General features: G+C 77.8%; 15 protein-coding genes and 1 tRNA gene. 4 read left to right on the top strand and 12 right to left on the bottom strand.

The features are described 5' to 3' along the window. Window positions 1-32 precede the first annotated feature (32 nt). Together ATM99_RS02595 and ATM99_RS02590 are read left to right on the top strand one after the other, a co-directional pair. Window positions 33-740, top strand: a complete 708-nt coding sequence (locus ATM99_RS02595) for a response regulator transcription factor (protein ID WP_062101385.1) — start codon at window positions 33-35, stop codon at window positions 738-740. After that, window positions 737-2,362, top strand: a complete 1,626-nt coding sequence (locus ATM99_RS02590; protein ID WP_062101384.1) for a cell wall metabolism sensor histidine kinase WalK — start codon at window positions 737-739, stop codon at window positions 2,360-2,362. The genes ATM99_RS02595 and ATM99_RS02590 overlap by 4 nt, the downstream gene beginning before the upstream one ends. 24 nt (window positions 2,363-2,386) lie before the next feature. Here ATM99_RS02590 and ATM99_RS02585 read toward each other — a convergent pair whose 3' ends face one another. From ATM99_RS02585 to ATM99_RS02570, 4 genes are all read right to left on the bottom strand, one after another. Then, the gene (locus ATM99_RS02585; RefSeq protein ID WP_062101383.1) at window positions 2,387-3,454 is read right to left on the bottom strand and encodes a 5'-3' exonuclease H3TH domain-containing protein; all 1,068 of its coding nucleotides are present in this window, start codon (window positions 3,452-3,454) and stop codon (window positions 2,387-2,389) included. A gap of 45 nt (window positions 3,455-3,499) precedes the next feature. Beyond that, entirely contained in the window at window positions 3,500-6,865 is a 3,366-nt protein-coding gene (locus ATM99_RS02580; RefSeq protein ID WP_062101382.1) for a hypothetical protein, read from the bottom strand. Beyond that, entirely contained in the window at window positions 6,862-8,187 is a 1,326-nt protein-coding gene (locus ATM99_RS02575; protein WP_062101381.1) for an SWIM zinc finger family protein, read from the bottom strand. The genes ATM99_RS02580 and ATM99_RS02575 overlap by 4 nt, the downstream gene beginning before the upstream one ends. Before the next feature lie 132 nt (window positions 8,188-8,319). Further along, the gene (locus ATM99_RS02570; protein WP_062101380.1) at window positions 8,320-8,901 is read right to left on the bottom strand and encodes a hypothetical protein; all 582 of its coding nucleotides are present in this window, start codon (window positions 8,899-8,901) and stop codon (window positions 8,320-8,322) included. 367 nt (window positions 8,902-9,268) lie between these two features. Between ATM99_RS02570 and ATM99_RS02565 the strand changes: the two genes are divergently transcribed. Beyond that, window positions 9,269-9,341, top strand: a tRNA-Arg gene (locus tag ATM99_RS02565). Between the two features lie 247 nt (window positions 9,342-9,588). After that, entirely contained in the window at window positions 9,589-9,903 is a 315-nt protein-coding gene (locus ATM99_RS02560) for a hypothetical protein (RefSeq protein WP_062101379.1), read from the top strand. A gap of 11 nt (window positions 9,904-9,914) precedes the next feature. Here ATM99_RS02560 and ATM99_RS02555 read toward each other — a convergent pair whose 3' ends face one another. The 8 genes from ATM99_RS02555 to ATM99_RS02520 all read right to left on the bottom strand — a co-directional run bounded on the left by ATM99_RS02555 (window position 9,915) and on the right by ATM99_RS02520 (window position 17,835). Continuing rightward, on the bottom strand, window positions 9,915-10,859 hold the full coding sequence (locus tag ATM99_RS02555; protein ID WP_150118080.1) for a hypothetical protein: 945 nt from the start codon (window positions 10,857-10,859) through the stop codon (window positions 9,915-9,917). Window positions 10,860-10,908: 49 nt separating this feature from the next. Next, on the bottom strand, window positions 10,909-11,823 hold the full coding sequence (locus ATM99_RS02550) for a CPBP family intramembrane glutamic endopeptidase (RefSeq protein WP_062101377.1): 915 nt from the start codon (window positions 11,821-11,823) through the stop codon (window positions 10,909-10,911). 93 nt (window positions 11,824-11,916) lie between these two features. Continuing rightward, window positions 11,917-12,582, bottom strand: coding sequence for a response regulator transcription factor (locus tag ATM99_RS02545; RefSeq protein ID WP_046529968.1), 666 nt, complete (start codon window positions 12,580-12,582; stop codon window positions 11,917-11,919). Next, window positions 12,579-13,817, bottom strand: a complete 1,239-nt coding sequence (locus ATM99_RS02540) for a sensor histidine kinase (RefSeq protein ID WP_062101376.1) — start codon at window positions 13,815-13,817, stop codon at window positions 12,579-12,581. The genes ATM99_RS02545 and ATM99_RS02540 overlap by 4 nt, the downstream gene beginning before the upstream one ends. 70 nt (window positions 13,818-13,887) lie before the next feature. Further along, window positions 13,888-15,006, bottom strand: coding sequence for an acyltransferase (locus ATM99_RS02535; protein WP_223304771.1), 1,119 nt, complete (start codon window positions 15,004-15,006; stop codon window positions 13,888-13,890). Further along, a complete protein-coding gene (locus ATM99_RS02530; RefSeq protein ID WP_062101375.1) occupies window positions 15,003-16,004 on the bottom strand; it encodes a D-alanine--D-alanine ligase in 1,002 nt (333 codons plus the stop codon). The genes ATM99_RS02535 and ATM99_RS02530 overlap by 4 nt, the downstream gene beginning before the upstream one ends. After that, window positions 16,001-17,197, bottom strand: coding sequence for an alanine racemase (gene alr / locus ATM99_RS02525; RefSeq protein WP_190278754.1), 1,197 nt, complete (start codon window positions 17,195-17,197; stop codon window positions 16,001-16,003). Before alr ends, ATM99_RS02530 begins: the two co-directional genes overlap by 4 nt. Further along, window positions 17,194-17,835 carry a M15 family metallopeptidase gene (locus tag ATM99_RS02520; protein ID WP_062101374.1) on the bottom strand — a complete coding sequence of 214 codons (642 nt, stop codon included), beginning with the start codon at window positions 17,833-17,835 and terminating at the stop codon, window positions 17,194-17,196. The genes alr and ATM99_RS02520 overlap by 4 nt, the downstream gene beginning before the upstream one ends. Between the last annotated feature and the right edge of the window lie 331 nt (window positions 17,836-18,166).

Genomic DNA, 18,166 nt, shown 5'->3' with positions numbered 1-18,166 from the left:
GTGCGCGCCGGCGGCCGCCCTACGCTGACGGCATGGCACGGCTCGTGGTCGCCGAGGACGACCCCAAGCAGGCGCAGGTGCTGCGGGTCTACGCCGAGAACGACGGGCACACCGTCACGGTCGTCGGCGACGGCCGCGCCGCCCTCGAGGAGGTGCGGCGCCACCCGCCCGACCTGCTGCTGCTCGACGTCATGATGCCGCGCGTCGACGGGCTCGACGTGTGCCGGATCCTGCGCGCCGAGTCCGACGTGCCGATCGTGCTCATCACCGCGCGCTCGGCGGAGGACGACGTCCTGCTGGGCCTGGACCTGGGCGCCGACGACTACGTCACCAAGCCGTACTCGCCCCGGCAGCTCATGGCACGCGTGCGCTCGCTGCTGCGCCGCGCCGGCACCGTCGACCGGCACGACACCGCGGCGCGCGTCGGGGACCTCGTGGTCGACCTCGACCGGCACACCGCGAGCTACGGCGGCGTCGAGGTGGAGTGCACGCCCGGCGAGCTCACCGTGCTGGACGCGCTCGCGCGCGGCGACGGACGCGTGCTGACGCGCGAGCAGCTCATGCTGCGGCTGCACGGCACCGCGTCGTACGTGTCGCGCCGCACCGTCGACATGCACGTCATGCACCTGCGTCGCAAGCTCGAGGCCCCGGTCACGCGGCCCGTCGAGGTCGCCACCGTGCACGGCGTGGGCTACCGGCTGCTGGTCCGCGACGACGCGTCGTCGCCGGGTGCGTCGTGAGCCGCCGCCCGGGCGCGCGCGTGCGGCCCCACCGGGGTCTGCCGTTCCGGCTCCTCGCGCTGAGCCTCGCGGTCTGCGCGGTCTCGGTCGTGGCCACCGCGTGGCTCGTGGTGCGCAGCATCGGCATCCAGCAGCAGGAGAGCGCGCAGACCCTCGCCAAGGACCGCGAGGTGTACGTGACCCTCATGACGTGGGCGCAGGAGCACGGCGGCTGGGACGACGTGCAGGGCCTGACGCGGCGGCTCGGCGACGGGTCCGGGTACCGCGTCGCCCTGACGACGCTCGACGGCACGGTCGTCGCCGACTCCACGACGGACGACGGCCGCCCCTCGCCGCGCCGGGCCGCGCTCGACCCCGCCGACGCCCGCACGCTGCTCGACCCGCAGCGGCTCGACGCGCTGCTCGCCGTCGACCTGCCCACGCCCACGCCCGAGCCCTCGCCGACGCCCGACGTCCCGGCACCGGACGTCACGACCCCGGACGTCGCGCTGCGCGACAGCGCGGGGCCGGACGCCGTGCCCGTTCCCGCACCCGACCCCGAGGCGCGGGAGCTCGTCGCGGACGTCCTGCGCGAGCGGGCGCAGGCCACGACCGAGCCCGCGGCGGCGCCCGTGGTCGAGCCGCTGCTGCTGCACCTCACGCCGCAGGACGCGGTCGCCAGCACGTTCGTCGACCTGTCCGACCGCAACCGGCTGCGGATCCTCGCGATCGCCGCCGCCGTGCTGCTCGTCGCGACGACCGTCAGCCTCGTGGTCGGCAGCCGCATGACACGCCCGCTGCGTGCGCTCGCCGCGGCCGCGGGGCGCATGAGCGCCGGCGAGGTCGGCACGCGCGTGCGCGTCGGCGGGCGCGACGAGATCGGGGCCGTGGCGGTCGCGTTCAACGCGATGGCCGAGAGCCGCGAGCAGCAGGAGGCGGCGCGCAAGGCGATGGTCTCGGACGTCGCGCACGAGCTGCGCTCACCCCTGAGCATCATCCGCGGGCAGGTCGAGGCCGCGCAGGACGGCCTGGTCGACCTGGACCCCGCGCTGCTCGCGTCCTTGCACGAGGAGGCCGTCACGCTGCACCGCGTCGTCGACGACCTGCAGGTGCTCGCGCTCGCGGACGCCGGTGCGCTGCGGCTGCACCGCGAGCGCGTCGACCTGGGGGAGGCCGTGCGGCAGCAGGTCGCCGCCGCGCGGGCCGCCGCCGGGCCGGGCGCGCCGCGGCTGACGTGCACCGTCACGGGTGCGTCGGCGGGCGCGGTCGACGTCGACCCCGTGCGCGTGCGGCAGGTGCTCGGCAACCTGCTGTCGAACGCGCTGCGGCACACCGGGGCGGACGGCGAGGTGCGGGTCGAGCTCGACGCCGGCCCGACGGCGACCGTGCTCACGGTGCAGGACACCGGCGCCGGCATCGCGGCCGACCGCGTCGCGCACGTCTTCGACCGGTTCTACCGCGCCGACCCGTCGCGCTCGCGCACCACGGGCGGCAGCGGGCTCGGGCTGGCGATCGTCCGCGACATCGTCGAGCTGCACGGCGGGACCGTGACGCTCACGAGCGAGGAGGGCGTCGGCACACGCGTCGTGGTGACGGTGCCGACGCGCGACGACGTGGACGCGCAGGCCGACGCGGCCTCCTGACGCGCGCGGACCCGCGGTGCCCGGTCAGAACAGCGTGAGCACGCCGTCGTCGACCGGCTCGGCGGCGACCGGCTGCGGGGCCACCGGTGCTGGGACGGGCGCCGACGTCGCGGCGCCCGCCGCCGTGCGCCCGGCGGCACCCGACGTGCGCCACGGCGGTTCGGCGTCCCACGAGACGAGCGTGCGGTGCGCGAGCCACTGCAGCGAGTCGAGCTCGGCGCCCGCGAGCGCACGGTGCAGCGTCGTCGCGTCGAGCGGCAGCACGCCCGGGCACGGCGACGCCGCGAGGTCGAGCCGCAGGTCGAGGTCGGTGCGCATGGTCATGAGCTCGACGTTGCGCCGGTACGCCGCGCGGCCCTCGGGGTCCGCGAGCTTGCGGACGACGGCCTTGCCGACCTCGGCGGCCACGCGCGCGCCGTCGTGCTCGTCGACGTCGGCGAACGCGGCCTCGACCGTGCCGAACGCCGCGAGCAGCGCGACGCCCGTCTTCTCGCCGATGCCGCGGATGCCCGCGAGGTTGTCGGAGGCGTCGCCGCGCATCGCCGCGAACTGCCGGTACTGCGCGGGGTCGATGCCGATCATGAGCCGCAGCCGCTCGGGGGTGAGCACGGGTGAGGCCTCGACGCCCCCGTTGATGAGCCGCAGCACCGACGTCGTGGGCGTGATGAGCGCGAACGCGTCACGGTCGGACGTGCACACGACCGTGCGCCACCCGGCGGCGTCGGCGTGCGCGGCGGCCGACGCGAGCACGTCGTCGGCCTCGTGCCCCGGCGGGGTCACGACGTGGAGGCCCGCGTCGCGGAACACGTCGGCCGCGAGCGCGAGCTGCTCGACCAGGTCGGCGGGCTTCTCGGCACGGTGCGACTTGTACTCGGGGTGCACGGTCTTGCGGACGTTGTGCGTCGCGTCGTCGAACCCGACGACGACCGCGTCGGCGGACACCCGGTCGCACGCGCCCAGCACCTGCGACAGCGCACCCCGCACGGCCCACGTCGGGCGGCCGTCACGCGTGCGCGTCCCCGACGCGGCACCCGCGTGGTACGCGCGGTGGATCAGCGAGTTGCCGTCGACGGCCAGCAGGGTCTTCGTCATCGCGGGCGGTCGCCGGTCCTCTCGTGCGCGTGCGGTGCGGCCGCGTCAGCCGGGCAGCACCTGCTCGACGAGGGTACGTGCCTTGCGGCGCACCGTCGGCGAGCCGCCGCGCTCCGCGAGGTCCCGCAGCCCCGGCCACGCCGCGGCGTCGGCGGGCAGCAGCCCGCGGTCGGCGGCCTCGCGCAGCAGCGGCGCGTGCAGCAGCGCGACGTCGAGCACGCGGTTGAGCCACCGCGGCGCTGGCCCGTCCAGGCCGGCCGCGTGCCGCACGGGCTCGACCAGCAGGGGCCACAGCACGGGGAGCGTCGTCGGGTCGGACTCGAGCAGCTTCATCATGCGCGCGGGCGTCACGTCGGGGTGCGGCAGCAGCGCGCGCACGGCGACCGTGACGGCCGCCGACCCGAGCAGACCCTCACGGACCACGGTCTGCACGGACCACACCTGCGCGTCGTCGTGGCACAGCGACGCGAGCACGACCGCCGCCATCGACGTCGTGAGCGGCGGCACGTCGCCACCGGTGAGCGGGCCGTCCGCGCCGGTGCGCCAGTTGCGGTGCGGCGAGACGACCAGACGCCCGGCGGCGGCGTCCCAGTGCAGCCACGCGTCGTGCCCGTGGTGGTTCGCACCCGCGGCCCGCGCCGCGGCCGACCGCGCGGCGCACTGCCCCTCGCGCTCGAGGTCGTAGAACCACCCCTTGGTCACGCGGAACGGCCCGCCGGACTGCCCCGGCACGTCGATGTCGACCGCGAGCATGCGCGACGACGCGTCCGGGTCGTCCCACACCGCGGTGATCGCCGCACCGTCCACGACGGCCGGCAGCGTCCCGGCGTCGTCGGGCCAGACCTCGGCGAACGCGCGCGTGGGGCGCGTCGTCGCGGACGCGGGTGCGGTGGCGGCGGGCTCCCCGGCCGCAGCCGCGGGCGTCTCCGCCTCCGGAGCGGCCACCGGCTCCGGCAGCTGCGCCACGACCGCGCGCGCCGCGACGACCGCGCGCGACGCCCCGCCGCGCCCGGCCAGCGCGCGCACGCCCGGCAGCGCGAGCACGCCCGCGTCGGCGACGCCCGCCGCGACCGCGGCCTCGACCTCGGGCAGCAGCGCCTGCACGGCCTCGGCGACGTCGGCCGTGCCCGCGAGCATGCGCGGTGCGCGCAGCGACGCCGCGACCACGTCGTCGAGCACGGGCCACACCACCGCGAGCAGACCCTCGCCCGCGAGCTCGCGCAGCGCACGGGCCAGCGCCGCGAGGTTCGACGGCGTCTCGGCCCAGTCCAGCAGGCGCACGTCGGGCACGCCGGGGCGCAGCAGCCCGCGCTCCCACGCCTCCATGACGGCCGTCGTGCCGTCGGGCGCCGCGACCGCGTGGAACCCGCGCTGCGCGCCCAGCAGGTTGACGGCCGTGCCGGGCGGCAGCGGCGTCGCGCGCCGCACGGCCTGCCGCAGCACGAGCCCGGACGCCGCGTCCTCGGCCGCCCCCACGGCACGCCCCGCGGCGTCGCCCCAGGTCGGGAACGTCTCGAACCCCGGGTGGGAATGCCGGTTGGCGCCGACGCGGCGGGGGAACGCGTCGAGCGACGCGGGCACGGCCGGCGTCGCGGGCGTCCAGCGTCGCCACTGCGGGTCGATCTCGAGCGCGGGCTCGCGCACGGGGTCGGTGAGGTGGCGGCGCAGCGCGGGGCCGGCGGCGACGCCCGCGTCGGTGCCGTCCTGCAGCACCACCGGCACGGGCAGCGCGTCGAGCGCCGCGAGCACGTCGTCCGTCACGAGCGCGCCGTCGGCGCGCAGCATCGCGAGGAACAGGTCCGCCTCGGCGGCGGCGGCCCCGGCGTCGGCGTACGCGCGCAGCCGCACCACCAGGTCCGCGGGGTCGATGCGCAGGTCCACCCACGTGGGCGTCGACAGCAGCACCGGGGCCGCACCCAGGCGCGCGACGACCGACGCCTCGCGCGCGTGCAGCACGTCCCAGATCAGCGGGTTGGCGTTCCACCGCTCGGGGTCGGCGGGCCGGTCGGTCAGCGGGGACGGCTCGCCCGCGATCCACGACGGCACGCACCGCAGCCCCGCGACCCACGACGTGCGGACCCCGCCCAGCGCGGTGCGGGCCGCGGCGACGTCGGCGTGCGCGACCGCGTTCGCGAGCGCGAGGAACCGCTCGACCTCGACGTCGACCACGCCGTCGGGCCGCCCCGTGAGCGTCGCGGCCGCGGCCGTGAGCGCGGCGGCGGACGGCTCGCCGACGTCGAGCCGGGGCACCTCCCACACGGGCGGCGGGTCCTGCCACAGGCCGCCGACGGGCGTGTCGTCCTCGGCGTCGTCCGGGTCCGCCGTCATGCCCCACGCGTCGGCGAGCGCCGTGGCCGCGCGAGCGAGCGTGCGGTCGGTGCCGCTCGTGTGCGGCAGCACGAGGGGGGCGACGGCCGCGACCACGTCGTCCGACGGCCGGGGGCGGCGCGCCGCCTCGGCGAGCAGCAGGCGCAGCACCTTCTTGGTCCGCACCAGCAGGCTCACGGTCAGCACGTCGGCCAGCAGGTCGTCGTCGACGCCCGCGACGAGCGCGGGGGCGATCGCCTCGACGACCGCCGAGTCGCCGTGCGCGAGCGCCGGCACCAGCGCGTCCGCGTGGGGCACGAGCGCGCCGCCCGTGACGCCGAGCGGACCGGTGAGCACCTGCGCCCACGCCTTGCGGTCGCCGGGGCGCTGCGCGGAGTCCAGGGCCGCGAGCACGAGCGTCACCGCCTCGTCGTGGTCCAGCAGCCCCTGCTCGACGGCGGCGGGCACGACGGCGCCGAACGGTCCGGTCGCGGGCACGCCCAGCGCGACGGCCTGCCGCACGTGCTCGGGCAGGCGCCGCGTGACGACCTCCGGCGGGCACCAGCCGCGCTCGCGCGGGAACAGCTCGCCCTCGCCCGTCAGCGCACCCTGCGCGTAGACGGCCCAGTCCCGCAGGTACTCGACCGACGCCGGGACGGGCAGGTCGTGCAGGTCCACCAGGCGCACCACCGCGCCGGCGTGCACGCTCGTCGAGTGCTCCCACAGCCGCCGGTCCGCGCGGCACGCGGCGTCGACGAACCGCTCGGCGAACCGCGGCCCGCGTACCGCGAGCAGCCGCGTCGCCCGCTCGTCGTCGACCGCCTGCGTGCCCGGCAGCAGCGCTGCCGACCGCTTCGCGTCGACCCCGACGCGCACGGCGAACACCGCGAGCATCGTCCGGTCGACGTCGATGCCGCTGATCCAGCCGTACGTGTTTCCGTCGATGTGGCCCCACGCACCCCACTCGCCCTTCGCGAGCCCGGCGCGCGCGACGCGCTGCTGCTCGGGCGTGCCCAGCGGCAGGGTCTCGACGTCGTCGAGGGTCGCGCGGTCCCAGCCGAGCGTGCGGAACACGTCGACGGCGGCGGCGAGCGCGGGGTTCATGCGTGGTCCTCCGTGAGGATCTGGACGGCCAGGACGTGCGCGCACGGGCCGCGGCCCGTGCCGTGCGTGAGGAACCACGGGCAGGTGCAGCGCGCGCCGCCGCCGTCCCGCGCGACGTGGTGGTCGGGGGAGCCGGGCGTGCGGCTGCGCACGGTCCACCCGTCGTCGACGCGCACGACGGCGCCGTCGGCGACCAGGCGCCGGGCGCCGACGAGGCGCGGGTTGTCCTTCTCGACGCGCGCGGGGTCGTGCGGCAGCTCGCGGTGGAACCAGGCCGCGTCGTGCAGGTCCCAGCCGATGCGCCCGTCGGCCGCGAGCACGGCCAGCGCGGCCCGCACGCGCGCGTCGTCGAGCGCGGACTCGCGGGCCAGGCGCGGCACGTCGACCACGGGCTCGAACGCGAGCAGCGCCGCGACCAGGTCGGCGTCCTCCGCGACGGACGCGCCCGCGAGCGCCACCAGCAGCGACCCCTCGCCCGAGTGGCCCCGCCACGCCTCGTCCGTGAGCCCGAGCACGAGACGCGCACCGGGCAGCGCGAGCTCGACGGCCGCGGGCCCGGGCACGGCGCCGCCGTGCACGGTCATGCCGGTGACGTGCGTGAGCAGCCGCTTGGCCGCGCTCAGGCGGTGCAGCCCGGCCACGTGCACACCGCCGCGCGTCGGTCGCGCCGCCACGCGCACGCCGGTCGGCCCGGCGACGACCCAGCCCGTGCGACCCGTGCCGGTCGCGGCGGGGAGCGCCGCGACGAACGCGCGCGCGTGCGCGGCACCGACCGTGAACGCGGGCGCGAGCCCGTGGTGCAGCTCGGCGACGTTCCCGAGCGCGCGCACCCAGCGCCCGGGCATCTCGACCGGCCGCTCGACGACCGTCTCCTGCGGGCTCGACACGCTCAGGCCGCCGCGGCCGACGTCGAGGTGCAGCAGCCGCTCGCGGCCCACGCGGGACAGCGCCGTGCGCGTCGCCAGGCCGATGTCGACGTTCGTCGTGCCGTGCGACGCCTCGCCCGAGTCGAACGCGTCCGGCAGCAGGTCGAGCCGCGCGTAGACGCTGTTGCACGCCGAGAAGCACTCGGCGCGCAGCCGGTCCCCGTGCGCCGTCAGCACGGGGTCGCGCTGCGTGGTGGGCGTGTACTGGAAGTACCGGGTCGCGGTGACGTCGGCCAGCGTCAGCAGACCCCGCGCGAGCACCTGCGGGTGCGCCGCGAACCCGTGGAAGAAGCTGGGGTCGGCCACCAGCCCGGCGGGCGTCAGGGCGGGGGCCAGGCCGAGGGTCAGACCGTCCTCGCCCAGGTGGGAGGCCTGCGCGAACGTGCGGGTGGTCACGGCCGCGAGTCTAGGGAGCGGCGCCGACTCGGCCCAGGGCGGGGACTCGCGTTCACCCGTGCGGTGCGGCCGCTGTGGTCACGTGAGGTGGCGCGGTCACGTGGGGTGGCGGGGTCACGTGAGGCGGAGCCGTCACGTGAGGTCCTGCCGGTGCGCGTGCGGCACCGCGGGCAGGTGCGTGAGGTCGACGTCCCACGTGCCGTCGCGCGCGACGCGCCACGTGCCCGTGTCGACCATCTCGTGCCAGCGGGCCACGCGCTGCGCGAGGGGCGAGCGTGCGACGTGCAGGGGGTGCGCGTGCGGGTCGTGGCGGAACGTGTCCGGGCCGGGACGCGACCCGTCCAGCACGAGCGGCAGCGCGTGCCCGTGCACCGCGACCACCCAGTGCGCCTGCCACGTGCGGCGGTCGCCGCGCGCCTCGGCGAGCGACGCCTCGTGGTACTCCCGCGAGCGGCGCAGGCTCGCGTCGAGCGGGGCGAACTCCTGCCCGGGCGCGAGGTGCGCGGGCGGCTGCCCGGCGGCGGTGGCGGCGCCGTCGCGCCACGTCCAGAGCGCGGCGACGTCCTCGCTCAGGTCGTAGCCGTGGTGCGCCGCGAGCGCGACCGCCTCGGCGTAGGCGAGGCCGGGCCGCAGCCGCCCGGCGACCACGGCCCCCAGGGAGACGAGCCGCGCGGCCCAGTCCTGCAGCGCCGCGTGCACCTCGGCCGCGCTCACCGCGGCCCGTCCCCGGGCGCGCCGGCGCGGCGGCGTGCGACGTGGTGCCGACGACCCTCCACCCGGGCACTCCTTCGCGCGCGTTCGTGACGTGCGGGACGTCGTCGGCCACGCAGCGGGACGACACCGTGGCACACGCGCCCGCCCCGGCGGAGGCCGTTCGCGGGTGAGACACCCGGACGGGGCACGGCAGGGGGTACCAACGCCTACCCGAACGGTCCCTTTCTGGACGGTCAGCACGCTGCGTGGCCCGTCCGCAGGCCCGACGGCCCCGGGTGACCGACGTGATCCGGGCCACGTCGGGCCGGATCGGTTTGGGCTCCTGGCCGGTGGGCCTGTACAGTTCTCGACGGCTCCTCGGGGCCGTGCGCCCGTAGCTCAATGGATAGAGCATCTGACTACGGATCAGAAGGTTGGGGGTTCGAGTCCCTCCGGGCGCGCAGTTCGGATGCGAGCCCGGCACCGATGGTGCCGGGCTCGTGTCACGTCCAGCAGGCTCTCCCACGGTCCGCGCCACCGGCGCGACCGGTCCGCCCCCGACGTCGGGTGCGCGGTGAATCGCCTGCGACCGGCCGCGACCCGTGCGCACCCCTGCGCGCCGTGGCCACGCCCGCGGCACCCCGCCGCCGGGCACGCACAGCACCGCGCGCCGCCACGGCGAGCGCGCGCAGGAACGGAACCACCCCCATGAGCACGACCGTGGCGCGTCCGCGCCCGACCACCTCTGCACGCCCGGGCCGCCGCCCGGTGCACCACCGACCCACCCTCCGTCGCGTCTCGCAGGACGCGGGCGCGCGTCGCGCGCTCGTGCTGCTCGAGCTGTCCCAGCACGGCCCGTGCGACGTCCCGACGCTCGCGGAGCGCTGCGCGCTGCCCGCCGAGACCGTCGCCGCGCACCTGCGCGACCTCGCCGAGGCGGGGTTCGTCGTCGCCGACGGCCGCCGTTGGGCGGCCGTGTCCCTCGTCGAGCGCGAGCGCGCGCGGGGGCTGCCCGTCGGGTGACCGGCGGCGGCTCAGCCGCCCAGGTCGGCCACGAGCCGCGCGAGGACGTCGGTGCTCACCCGCACCGTGCCGTCCGGTGCCGTGTGCGTGACCGGCGTCAGCCGGCCGTCGGGCGTCCGCAGGTGCACGTGAGGCGGGTAGGGCACCTTGCCGCGTGGCGAGGACGTGGTGACCCAGTCGAGCAGCCCGCGCGCCGCCGTGACCACGCTCGCGCCCGTCACCACGTGGAACGCGAGCGCGTCGGCGTGCGCGACTGCCACCAGCGTGCCGAGCGGCGCGTCCGTCCCGATCGCCGTGAGGATCGCGTCGAGCACGTGCAGCCGGCTGGGCGCCAGCCCGTCGCCCGTCGTGAGCAGGTGCAGCTCGACGCCCCCCTTCAGCCCGATGCGGTGGTGCTCGGGGCCGCGCAGGAGCCGGACGGCGTCGAGGGCCGAGGCTCCGACGGCCTCCCAGCCGCCGTGCTCGGCGGGGTCGCGCACCACGCGGGCCTCGCGGTCGACCACCACCACCAGGCACGCCCGCAGGTGCGGTGACAGCAGCGCGCCCGCCTCCTCGCCCAGCAGCCCGGCAGGGATGACGCCGGCGACCAGCCGACGCTCGAGCGCGGCGAGCGCGTGCGGCGGGGGCGGTGCCTGCGGGACGAGGCGCGCGACGAGCTGCGCCACCGTGGCGGCGCGTCGTTCCGGTGCGACCGCCTCGGTGACGCGGACCACCTCCCGCAGGTCCACGGTGACGCCCGTGGCGGTCGTCACCGCGTGGGCGGTGTGCGTCACGGGCGGGTGGCCGCGACCTTCGAGCGCACGCGTGACCTCGATGCGCAGCACGAACGCGTGCATCCGCGTCAGCGGCGGCAGCCACGGGTCCGGGTCTCCGACCGCGTCTTCCGGGGGGAGGTCGAGGAAGCCCTCGGGCGGAGGTGGGGGCGTGGGACGCGCACGGCGCCAGAAGGGTGGCACGGCAGGATGCTAGGGCCACCTCCGCCTGCCTGGCCGGGACCTCCGGCGGCTACGCCCGTGCCGCCCGCCGCGCCGCGGCGCGCAGCAGCAGCACCCCCGCCCCGCCCAGCACGACCCACGTGACGACCTGCACCGCCCAGAACGCGCCGTCGCCCAGCTCGGCCGCGGGCGTCACGAGGTTGGACGCGTACACGAGCGTCGTGTTGAGGAGCGCGTGCGCCCACGCCGCGGGCCACACGGACCCCGACAGCGCCCGCGCGGCGCCGATCACGAGCGCGGCCACCAGCAGGTTGACCATCGAGGCCACGACGTCGCGCCCGGTCATGTCGCCGCCCGCGCGGTAGGCCAGCAGCAGCGGCAGGTGCCACAGCGCCCACAGCGCGCTGATGCCGACGGTCGCGCGCACCAGCCCGTACCGGGCGAACGTGGTGTGCAGGGCGCCGCGCCACGCGATCTCCTCGCCCGTGACGGTGAGCATCGCGACGAGCGCGAACGGCAGCACGAGCGGTGCGAGGGCCGCGGCGTCGTCGGTGGGGCGCCACGCGACGAGCCCCGTCGCGACCCCGACGGCCGTGGTCACGGCCGGCACCGCGACGAACACCGCGAGCAGCAGCCCCGCCGTGCGCAGCACGCGTCCGGTGCGCAGCGGGCGGACCGCCGCCCACCGCCAGAACGGCGTGCGGCGCCCGGTGCCGAGGTGCGCGACGAACGCCGCGAGCGTGGGCGCCCACGACAGCAGCGGCACCGTCGCGTTGAACGCGTCGGCGTCCGCACCGGCCACGGCCAGGGGCACGAGGACGGCCGCCGTGATCGCCGTGAGGGTGCCGACGAACCACGTGAGCACGCGCCGCGGGTCGCGGTCCGGCGTCGGGGCCGTCACGGGCGGGGCACCGGGCACACCGCCGGGCAGGTCGTCGGGGACGGGCGCGGTGCCCTCGGGTGCGCGGGTGTCCCGTGCGGTCATGGTGCTGCTCTCCTCGCCGGGCCGCGGCGGCCCTCGGGTCGACGCTCCCAGCCGCGCACCGGCCCGCACCTCACCCCGCGCGGCGGGCGGCCCTCACCCCGCGGGGTGAGCGGGACCGGCCAGGCCGTTCTCGTACGCGTAGATCACGGCGTGCACGCGGTCGCGCAGGTCGAGCTTGGTGAGGACCGCGCGCACGTGCGTCTTCACGGTGTTCTGCGTGAGGTGCAGCGCGGCACCGATCTCGCCGTTGGAGCGCCCGGCGGCGATGAGGTCGAACACCTCGCGCTCGCGGGGCGACAGCCGCGCGACCGCGTCGGGCCGGGGCGCCGGCACGCGCCGCACGTGCTCGACGAGCGACGCGGCCACGGTCGGCGCGAGCGCCGCGCTGCCGGCCGCGACGTCGCAGATCGCCTCGACGAGCGTCTCGGGGCGCGCGTCCTTGGTGAGGTAGCCGCTGGCCCCGGCGCGCAGCGCGGCCAGCACGAGCTCGTCGAGGTCGAACGTCGTGAGCGCGAGCACGCGCGTGCGAGGGCGCAGCCGCACCACCTGCGCGGTCGCCGCGATGCCGTCGAGCACGGGCATGCGCACGTCCATGAGGACGACGTCGACGTGCTCGCGCAGCACCGCGTCGACGGCGGCGCGCCCGTCCCCGACGGTCCCGACGACCTCGACGCGCGGGTCGGCGCCCAGCACCGTCGCGAGCGAGAGTCGCAGCAGCTCCTGGTCGTCGGCCAGCAGCACGCGCACCGGGCCGGTCACGCGGCACCCACCGTCGGCAGCCGCGCGCTCAGCGTCCAGCCGCCCGCGTCCGTGCCCCCGCGCTCGACGTCGAGCGTGCCGCCCGCGGCCGTGACCCGGCGCTCCGCCGCCGCGAGTCCCGAGCCCGTGCCGGCGCGCACGCCGGCGTCGTCGGCCGCACGCGGTCCCGCGCCGCCGTCGTCGCTCACCCGCACCCGCACCGCGTCGGCGTCGCGTTCGGCGTCCCAGTCCACGTGCACCTCCACGGTCAGCGGCGGCGCGACGTGCCGCAGCGCGTTGGTCAGGCCCTCCTGCACGAGCCGCACGAGCGCCGACTCGGCGTCGGCCGGCAGCGCGCGGCGCTCGCCCTGCTCGGTCAGCGTCACCCGGTGCAGCGGCGTGGCCGCGGCCGCGACGAGCGCCGGCAGCCCGTCGAGCGACGGCACGACGTCACCGGCGGCGGCGGGCGGCGCGTCGAGCACGCGCAGCATGCCGCGCAGCCCCAGCAGCGCCGAGCGCGCGGTGTCCGCGACCTGCGCGAGCGCCTGCGCGGTCGCGGGCTCGCGCGTGCCGACGCGCGCCGCCTCGGCCTGCGCGACGACGAGCGTGAGGGAGTGCGCGATGACGTCGTGCAGGTCGCGGCGGATCTCGGCGCGCTCGGACCGCCGCGCCGTCTCGAGCCGCTCCGCCGCGTCGGCCGCCGCGCGCTCGCGCTGCGCACGCGCCGCCCGCGCGAAGCCCCACACGGCCACGACCGCGGCCAGCAGCAGCGCGGCCTCCAGCACGGGCAGCCACGACGACCCGGCGTCGGCCCCCGCACCACCCGCCGCCGCACCACCCGCCGCGCCTCCCCGTGCCCGGACCGCCGCGGCACCGGCCGTCAGCGCGACGCCGGCGACGCCGACCACGAGCGCGCGCCCCACCCAGGACCGCGGCCCCGCCACGACGACCCGCCACGACACCAGCAGGTAGCACGCGGACGACGGCAGCCACACACCGCTCGACCAGCCCGGCATCGGCACGAGCGCGAGCACCGCCATCGCCCCCGCGGCCGTGACGAACGCGCCGACGGGCCGCCGGTCGGCCCGCCACGCGGCGACGTGCAGCACGGCCGCCGCGCCGGCCACGACCAGCACGGGTGCGACGCCCGCACCGCTGAGCGCCATGACGACGAGCAGCGCGAGCGTCGCGCACGGCACGACCGTCGCCGACAGCAGCACGAGCAGCTGCCACACGGGGTCCGGTCGGGTGCGCACGGCACCAGTGTCCCGCCCCGGTGCCGCGCGCCCGGCGTCCGACGTCCTCGGGCCCGGGGTCAGCGCGGGGTCAGCCCGGGGCCGGCACGCGTCGCCCGCGCGCGACCGCCGCGTCCCGCCGCCGCCCGTGCTCGCGCACCGGCCGCTCGACGAGCCACCAGCTCGCGGTCGCCGCTGCGATGGTCGCGACCGCACCGACCGGCCCGGCCGCGACGCCGAGCTCGGGACGCAGCCACATCGTCAGCGGGTAGTTCCACAGGTACGCGGCGTACGAGACGGTGCCCAGCGCGACGAGCGGCGTCAGCCACCGCGGCGTGCGCAGGTGCGTGCGGCCGGCGTGCACGAGCACGACCGTCGCGACGGACACGGCCGGCGCCACCACGAGGTAGGTGGCCGCGTGCCCCCGCACGTCGACCACGGACAGCACGGCCAGCAGGAGCAGCGCCGCCACGACCGCGACCCGACCGGTCGCCGCGCGCGCCCACCGGTCCTGCGTCACGCGCGCCAGGCCGCCGATGACGAAGCAGACCAGCCACGACGTGGGCAGCGGGTACGCCGCGTCGGGCGTCGCGCGGAACCACGCGACCGTCGCGACCGTGAGCGCGAGCGCCGCGACGCCCGCGAGGACCAGGCCCGCGACCGTGCGCCGCGACCGCACCGCGAGCAGCACGACGAGCGGCCACACCAGGTAGAACTGCTCCTCGGTCGCGAGCGTCCACAGGTGGTAGATGGCCGGGCTGACGCCGACGAGCCCGACGTACGGGATGTTCGCGGTGTACGTCAGCGCGACCGCGACCGTGCGCGGCAGGGTCCCGCGGTCGCCGCCCAGCGGGTCGAGCGTGAGCGTCACCACGACGAACACCGCGACGAACGCGAGCAGCGCGGGTACGAGCCGCCGGATCCGCCGCCACCAGAACCGCCGCAGGTCGACGCGTCCCGTCGCGGCGGCCTCGTCCACGAGCAGCCCGGTGATGAGGTGCCCGGACAGCGCGAAGAACATGACGACGCCCACGACGCCCGCGCCGGGGAAGACGTCCGGCCACGCGTGCCGCAGGATCACCAGCGCGACGGCCGCACCGCGCAGGGCGTCCCACGCGGCGACCCGCGCACCCCCGCCGGCACCGGTCCCGGTGCCCCGGACCAGGACGCCGGGCGTCCCCGCGACCTCCGCGCCCGCCCCGCCGGTCACGGCGCCGCGGCGTGGTGCCGCGCGAGAGCGCCCGCCACCAGGTCGGCGAGCAGGTCGGCGTAGCTGGTCCCCGCGGCGGCGAACATCCGCGGCACCTGCGAGTGCGCGGTCATGCCCGGCATGGTGTTGACCTCGTTGAGCACGGGGCCGTCGGCCGTGAGGAAGAAGTCGACGCGGGCCACGCCGTCGCAGCCCAGCGCGTCGGTCACGGCCAGCGCGGCGTCCGCGATGGCCTGTGCCTCGTCGTCGCTCAGGTCGGCGGGCACGACGAAGCGCGCGCTGCCGTCGTACTTGGTGGTCGTGTCGAACACCGCGCCAGCGTGCAGGATCTCCAGCGGCGGGGACGTCACGGTCGTGCCGTCCGCGCGGCGCAGCACCGCGACGTCCACCTCGCGGCCCACGACGACCTCCTCGACGAGCACGCGCGCGTCGATCGTCAGCGCGGTCGCGACGGCCTCGTCGAGCTCCTCGCGCGTCGCGACCAGGCGCACGCCGTGGCTCGACCCGCTCGCGACGGGCTTGACGACGGCGGGCAGCGCGACGCCGTCCAGGGCCGCCCCGGTCGCACGCACGACGCGCCCGCCGGCGACCGCGACGCCCTCGGCCGCGGCGACGAGCTTGGTCACGGCCTTGTCCATCGCGATCGCGCCCGCGCCGACGCCGGAGCCGACGCACGCGATCCCGATGACGTCGGCGAGCGCGGCGAGCGTGCCGTCCTCGCCGTGCGGGCCGTGCACGGCGGGCAGCAGGACGTCGCACGACGCGATCACGGCGACCGCCTCGTCGACGGGCAGCGCCAGGCCGTCCGCCGACCACGCGCCGTCGCGACCGATCGTCAGCGGCACCACGTCGTGCGTGGGCGCGAGGGCGGCCGCGGCCGCCGCGGCGCTCGCGAGCGACACGTCGTGCTCGACGTTCGCGCCGCCGCCGACCACCGCGACCCGCGTGCGGCGCGCGCCGTCCGCGACGGGCTCGGAGGGTGCGTCGGTGAGGGTCATCGGGACTCCTGGAGGTCGGTGCCGGCGGACGGTGCGGCCACGGTGCGGCGCTCGAGGCGCGCTCCGAGGCCCGTGAGGATCGCGTGCGGGAGGGAGTCGGCCCAGCGGGCCCACTCGGCGAGCGTGGGGGCCGGCTCGTCGGCGCCGCCGGGGGCGGGGGCGTCGGCGCCGATCACGGTCGCCACGTCGCCGGGGGCGACGGGCAGGTCGCCCGCGTCGACGACGACCTGGTCCATCGAGATCCGCCCGACGAGCGGGCGGCGCCGGCCGTGGAGCAGCACCTCGGCCCGCCCGGACGCCTGGACGGGCAGCCCGTCGGCGTACCCCAGGGGCAGCAGCGCGAGGCGCGTGGGCGCCGACGTCCGGTGCGCGTGGTCGTACCCCACGCCCGTGCCGGCGGGCACGTCGCGCACCTGCACGACCGGTGCGGTGACGTGCGCGACGTCACGCAGCACCGACGTCCGCCCGCTCGGGTCGATGCCGGCCAGCCCGGCGCCCACGCGCACGAGGTCGAGCACGGAGCCGGGCACGCCGAGCACGCCCGCGGTGGCCGCGAGGTGCCGTACGGCCGGGTGCAGGCCCGCCGCGCTCGCCTGCGCGACGCCGTGCGTGAGACGCGCGAGCGCGGCGGCGTTCTCGGGGTCGTCGGGGTCGGCGGCGCACGCGAGGTGCCCCATCACGCCGACGACGTGGACGGTGCCCTCGCGCTCGGCGTCGGCGGCCGCCGCGCAGAGCCGCGCCCACTGCTCGGGCGGGCAGCCGTCGCGCGCCGTGCCGCAGTCGAGGTACAGGTGGACCATGACGCTGCGGCGCAGCCGCCGGGCCGTGGCGCGCACCGCGTCGAGGTGCGCGAGGTCGGGCACCGCGAGGTCGACGCCGAGCAGGACCGCGGGGGTGAGGTCGGCGTCGGGTGCGTCGAGCCAGCTCAGCACGGGCGCGGTGACGCCTGCGGCGCGCAGCGCGGACGCCTCGGTGAGCGTCGTCACGCCCAGCGACCGCGCGCCGTGCGCGAGGGCGGTGCGCGCCAGGTCGACCGCGCCGAGCCCGAACCCGTCGGCCTTGACGACGGCCATCAGGTGAGGGGCGCGTGCGGCGAGCAGCCGCGTGTTGTGCGCGACCGCGTCGAGCCGCACCGTCAGCACGGGGCGGGCCCGCAGCCCGGGGACGACCGCGACGGGACCCGTGAGCGTCACGCGCCCACCGGTCCGTACAGCGCCCCCGGGGCGCCGGTGACCAGGGCCCAGTAGCGGTCGCCGTGGCTCCAGTGCCACCACTCGGTGGGGTAGTTGACGAACCCGGCGCCGCCGAGCGCGGCCGCGAGGGTGTCGCGCAGCGCGCGCGACGTGGGCGGCACGTGCGCCGCGGTGAAGCAGCGGCCCTCGCTCTCCTCGGGCGTCGCGTCGAGCGGGCAGCCGAGGTCCAGCTCGACGCCGTCGTCGTCCACGAGGGTCACGTCGACCGCGGCGCCGGCGACGTGCGGCGCGACGGCGACGGGGGACACGTAGCGGCTCGTGAGCCGTGCGACCTCGTCGGGGCCCGCCCCGGGGTGCGCGGCCTCGACGGTCGTGGCGTACCGCGCGGCGATGGCGGCCTGGGCGGTGGGGCTGCGCCACCCCTCCGACAGGGCGAGGTGCGTGCCGGCGGGCAGCGCGGCCTGCGCGAGCGCGAGCCGCCGCGCGACGTCGGCGCGGACGCGCAGCGCCGAGGCGGGGGTGCCGGGGCGCAGCGGTCGGATCCCGGCGGGGACGAGGGGCTCGCCGTGGTCGGCCACGGTCACGGCCGCGACCCTCGGGTCGCTCAGCAGGAGCATGTCGTCACAGGCCTTGAGCATAGCGACGACGGTAGAGAGCGACGGCCCGCGGCGGATCCGACCCCGGTCGCGTGGTCGACCACGTGATCGGGCGGGGGCGTCCACCCGCAGGATGACGTGCCCGGCCCCGCGGCGGCACCGCGTCGTGTCAGCGACCGCCCCCGCCGTTGTCACCGAGTGCCTTGACCCTCGGGTGCCCGGCTCGCTAGCGTCTCAGCCACTTACCGCTCGGTAAGCGATCTGGTGGCGTCGAGGGCGACGTCGGGCCGGGGGAGCGCGAGGGCCCGCGCGCACGGCACCACCGAGACCAGGCGCCGGTCCGTCGGGCCGGCCCGAACCGGAGGTCCTCGTG

The sequence above is a fragment of the Cellulomonas sp. B6 genome (genome assembly GCF_001462455.1).
Lineage (GTDB): Bacteria > Actinomycetota > Actinomycetes > Actinomycetales > Cellulomonadaceae > Cellulomonas.
Note: the sequence above shows the minus strand (reverse complement) of the source record. Positions and strands in the feature narration are given on the sequence as shown.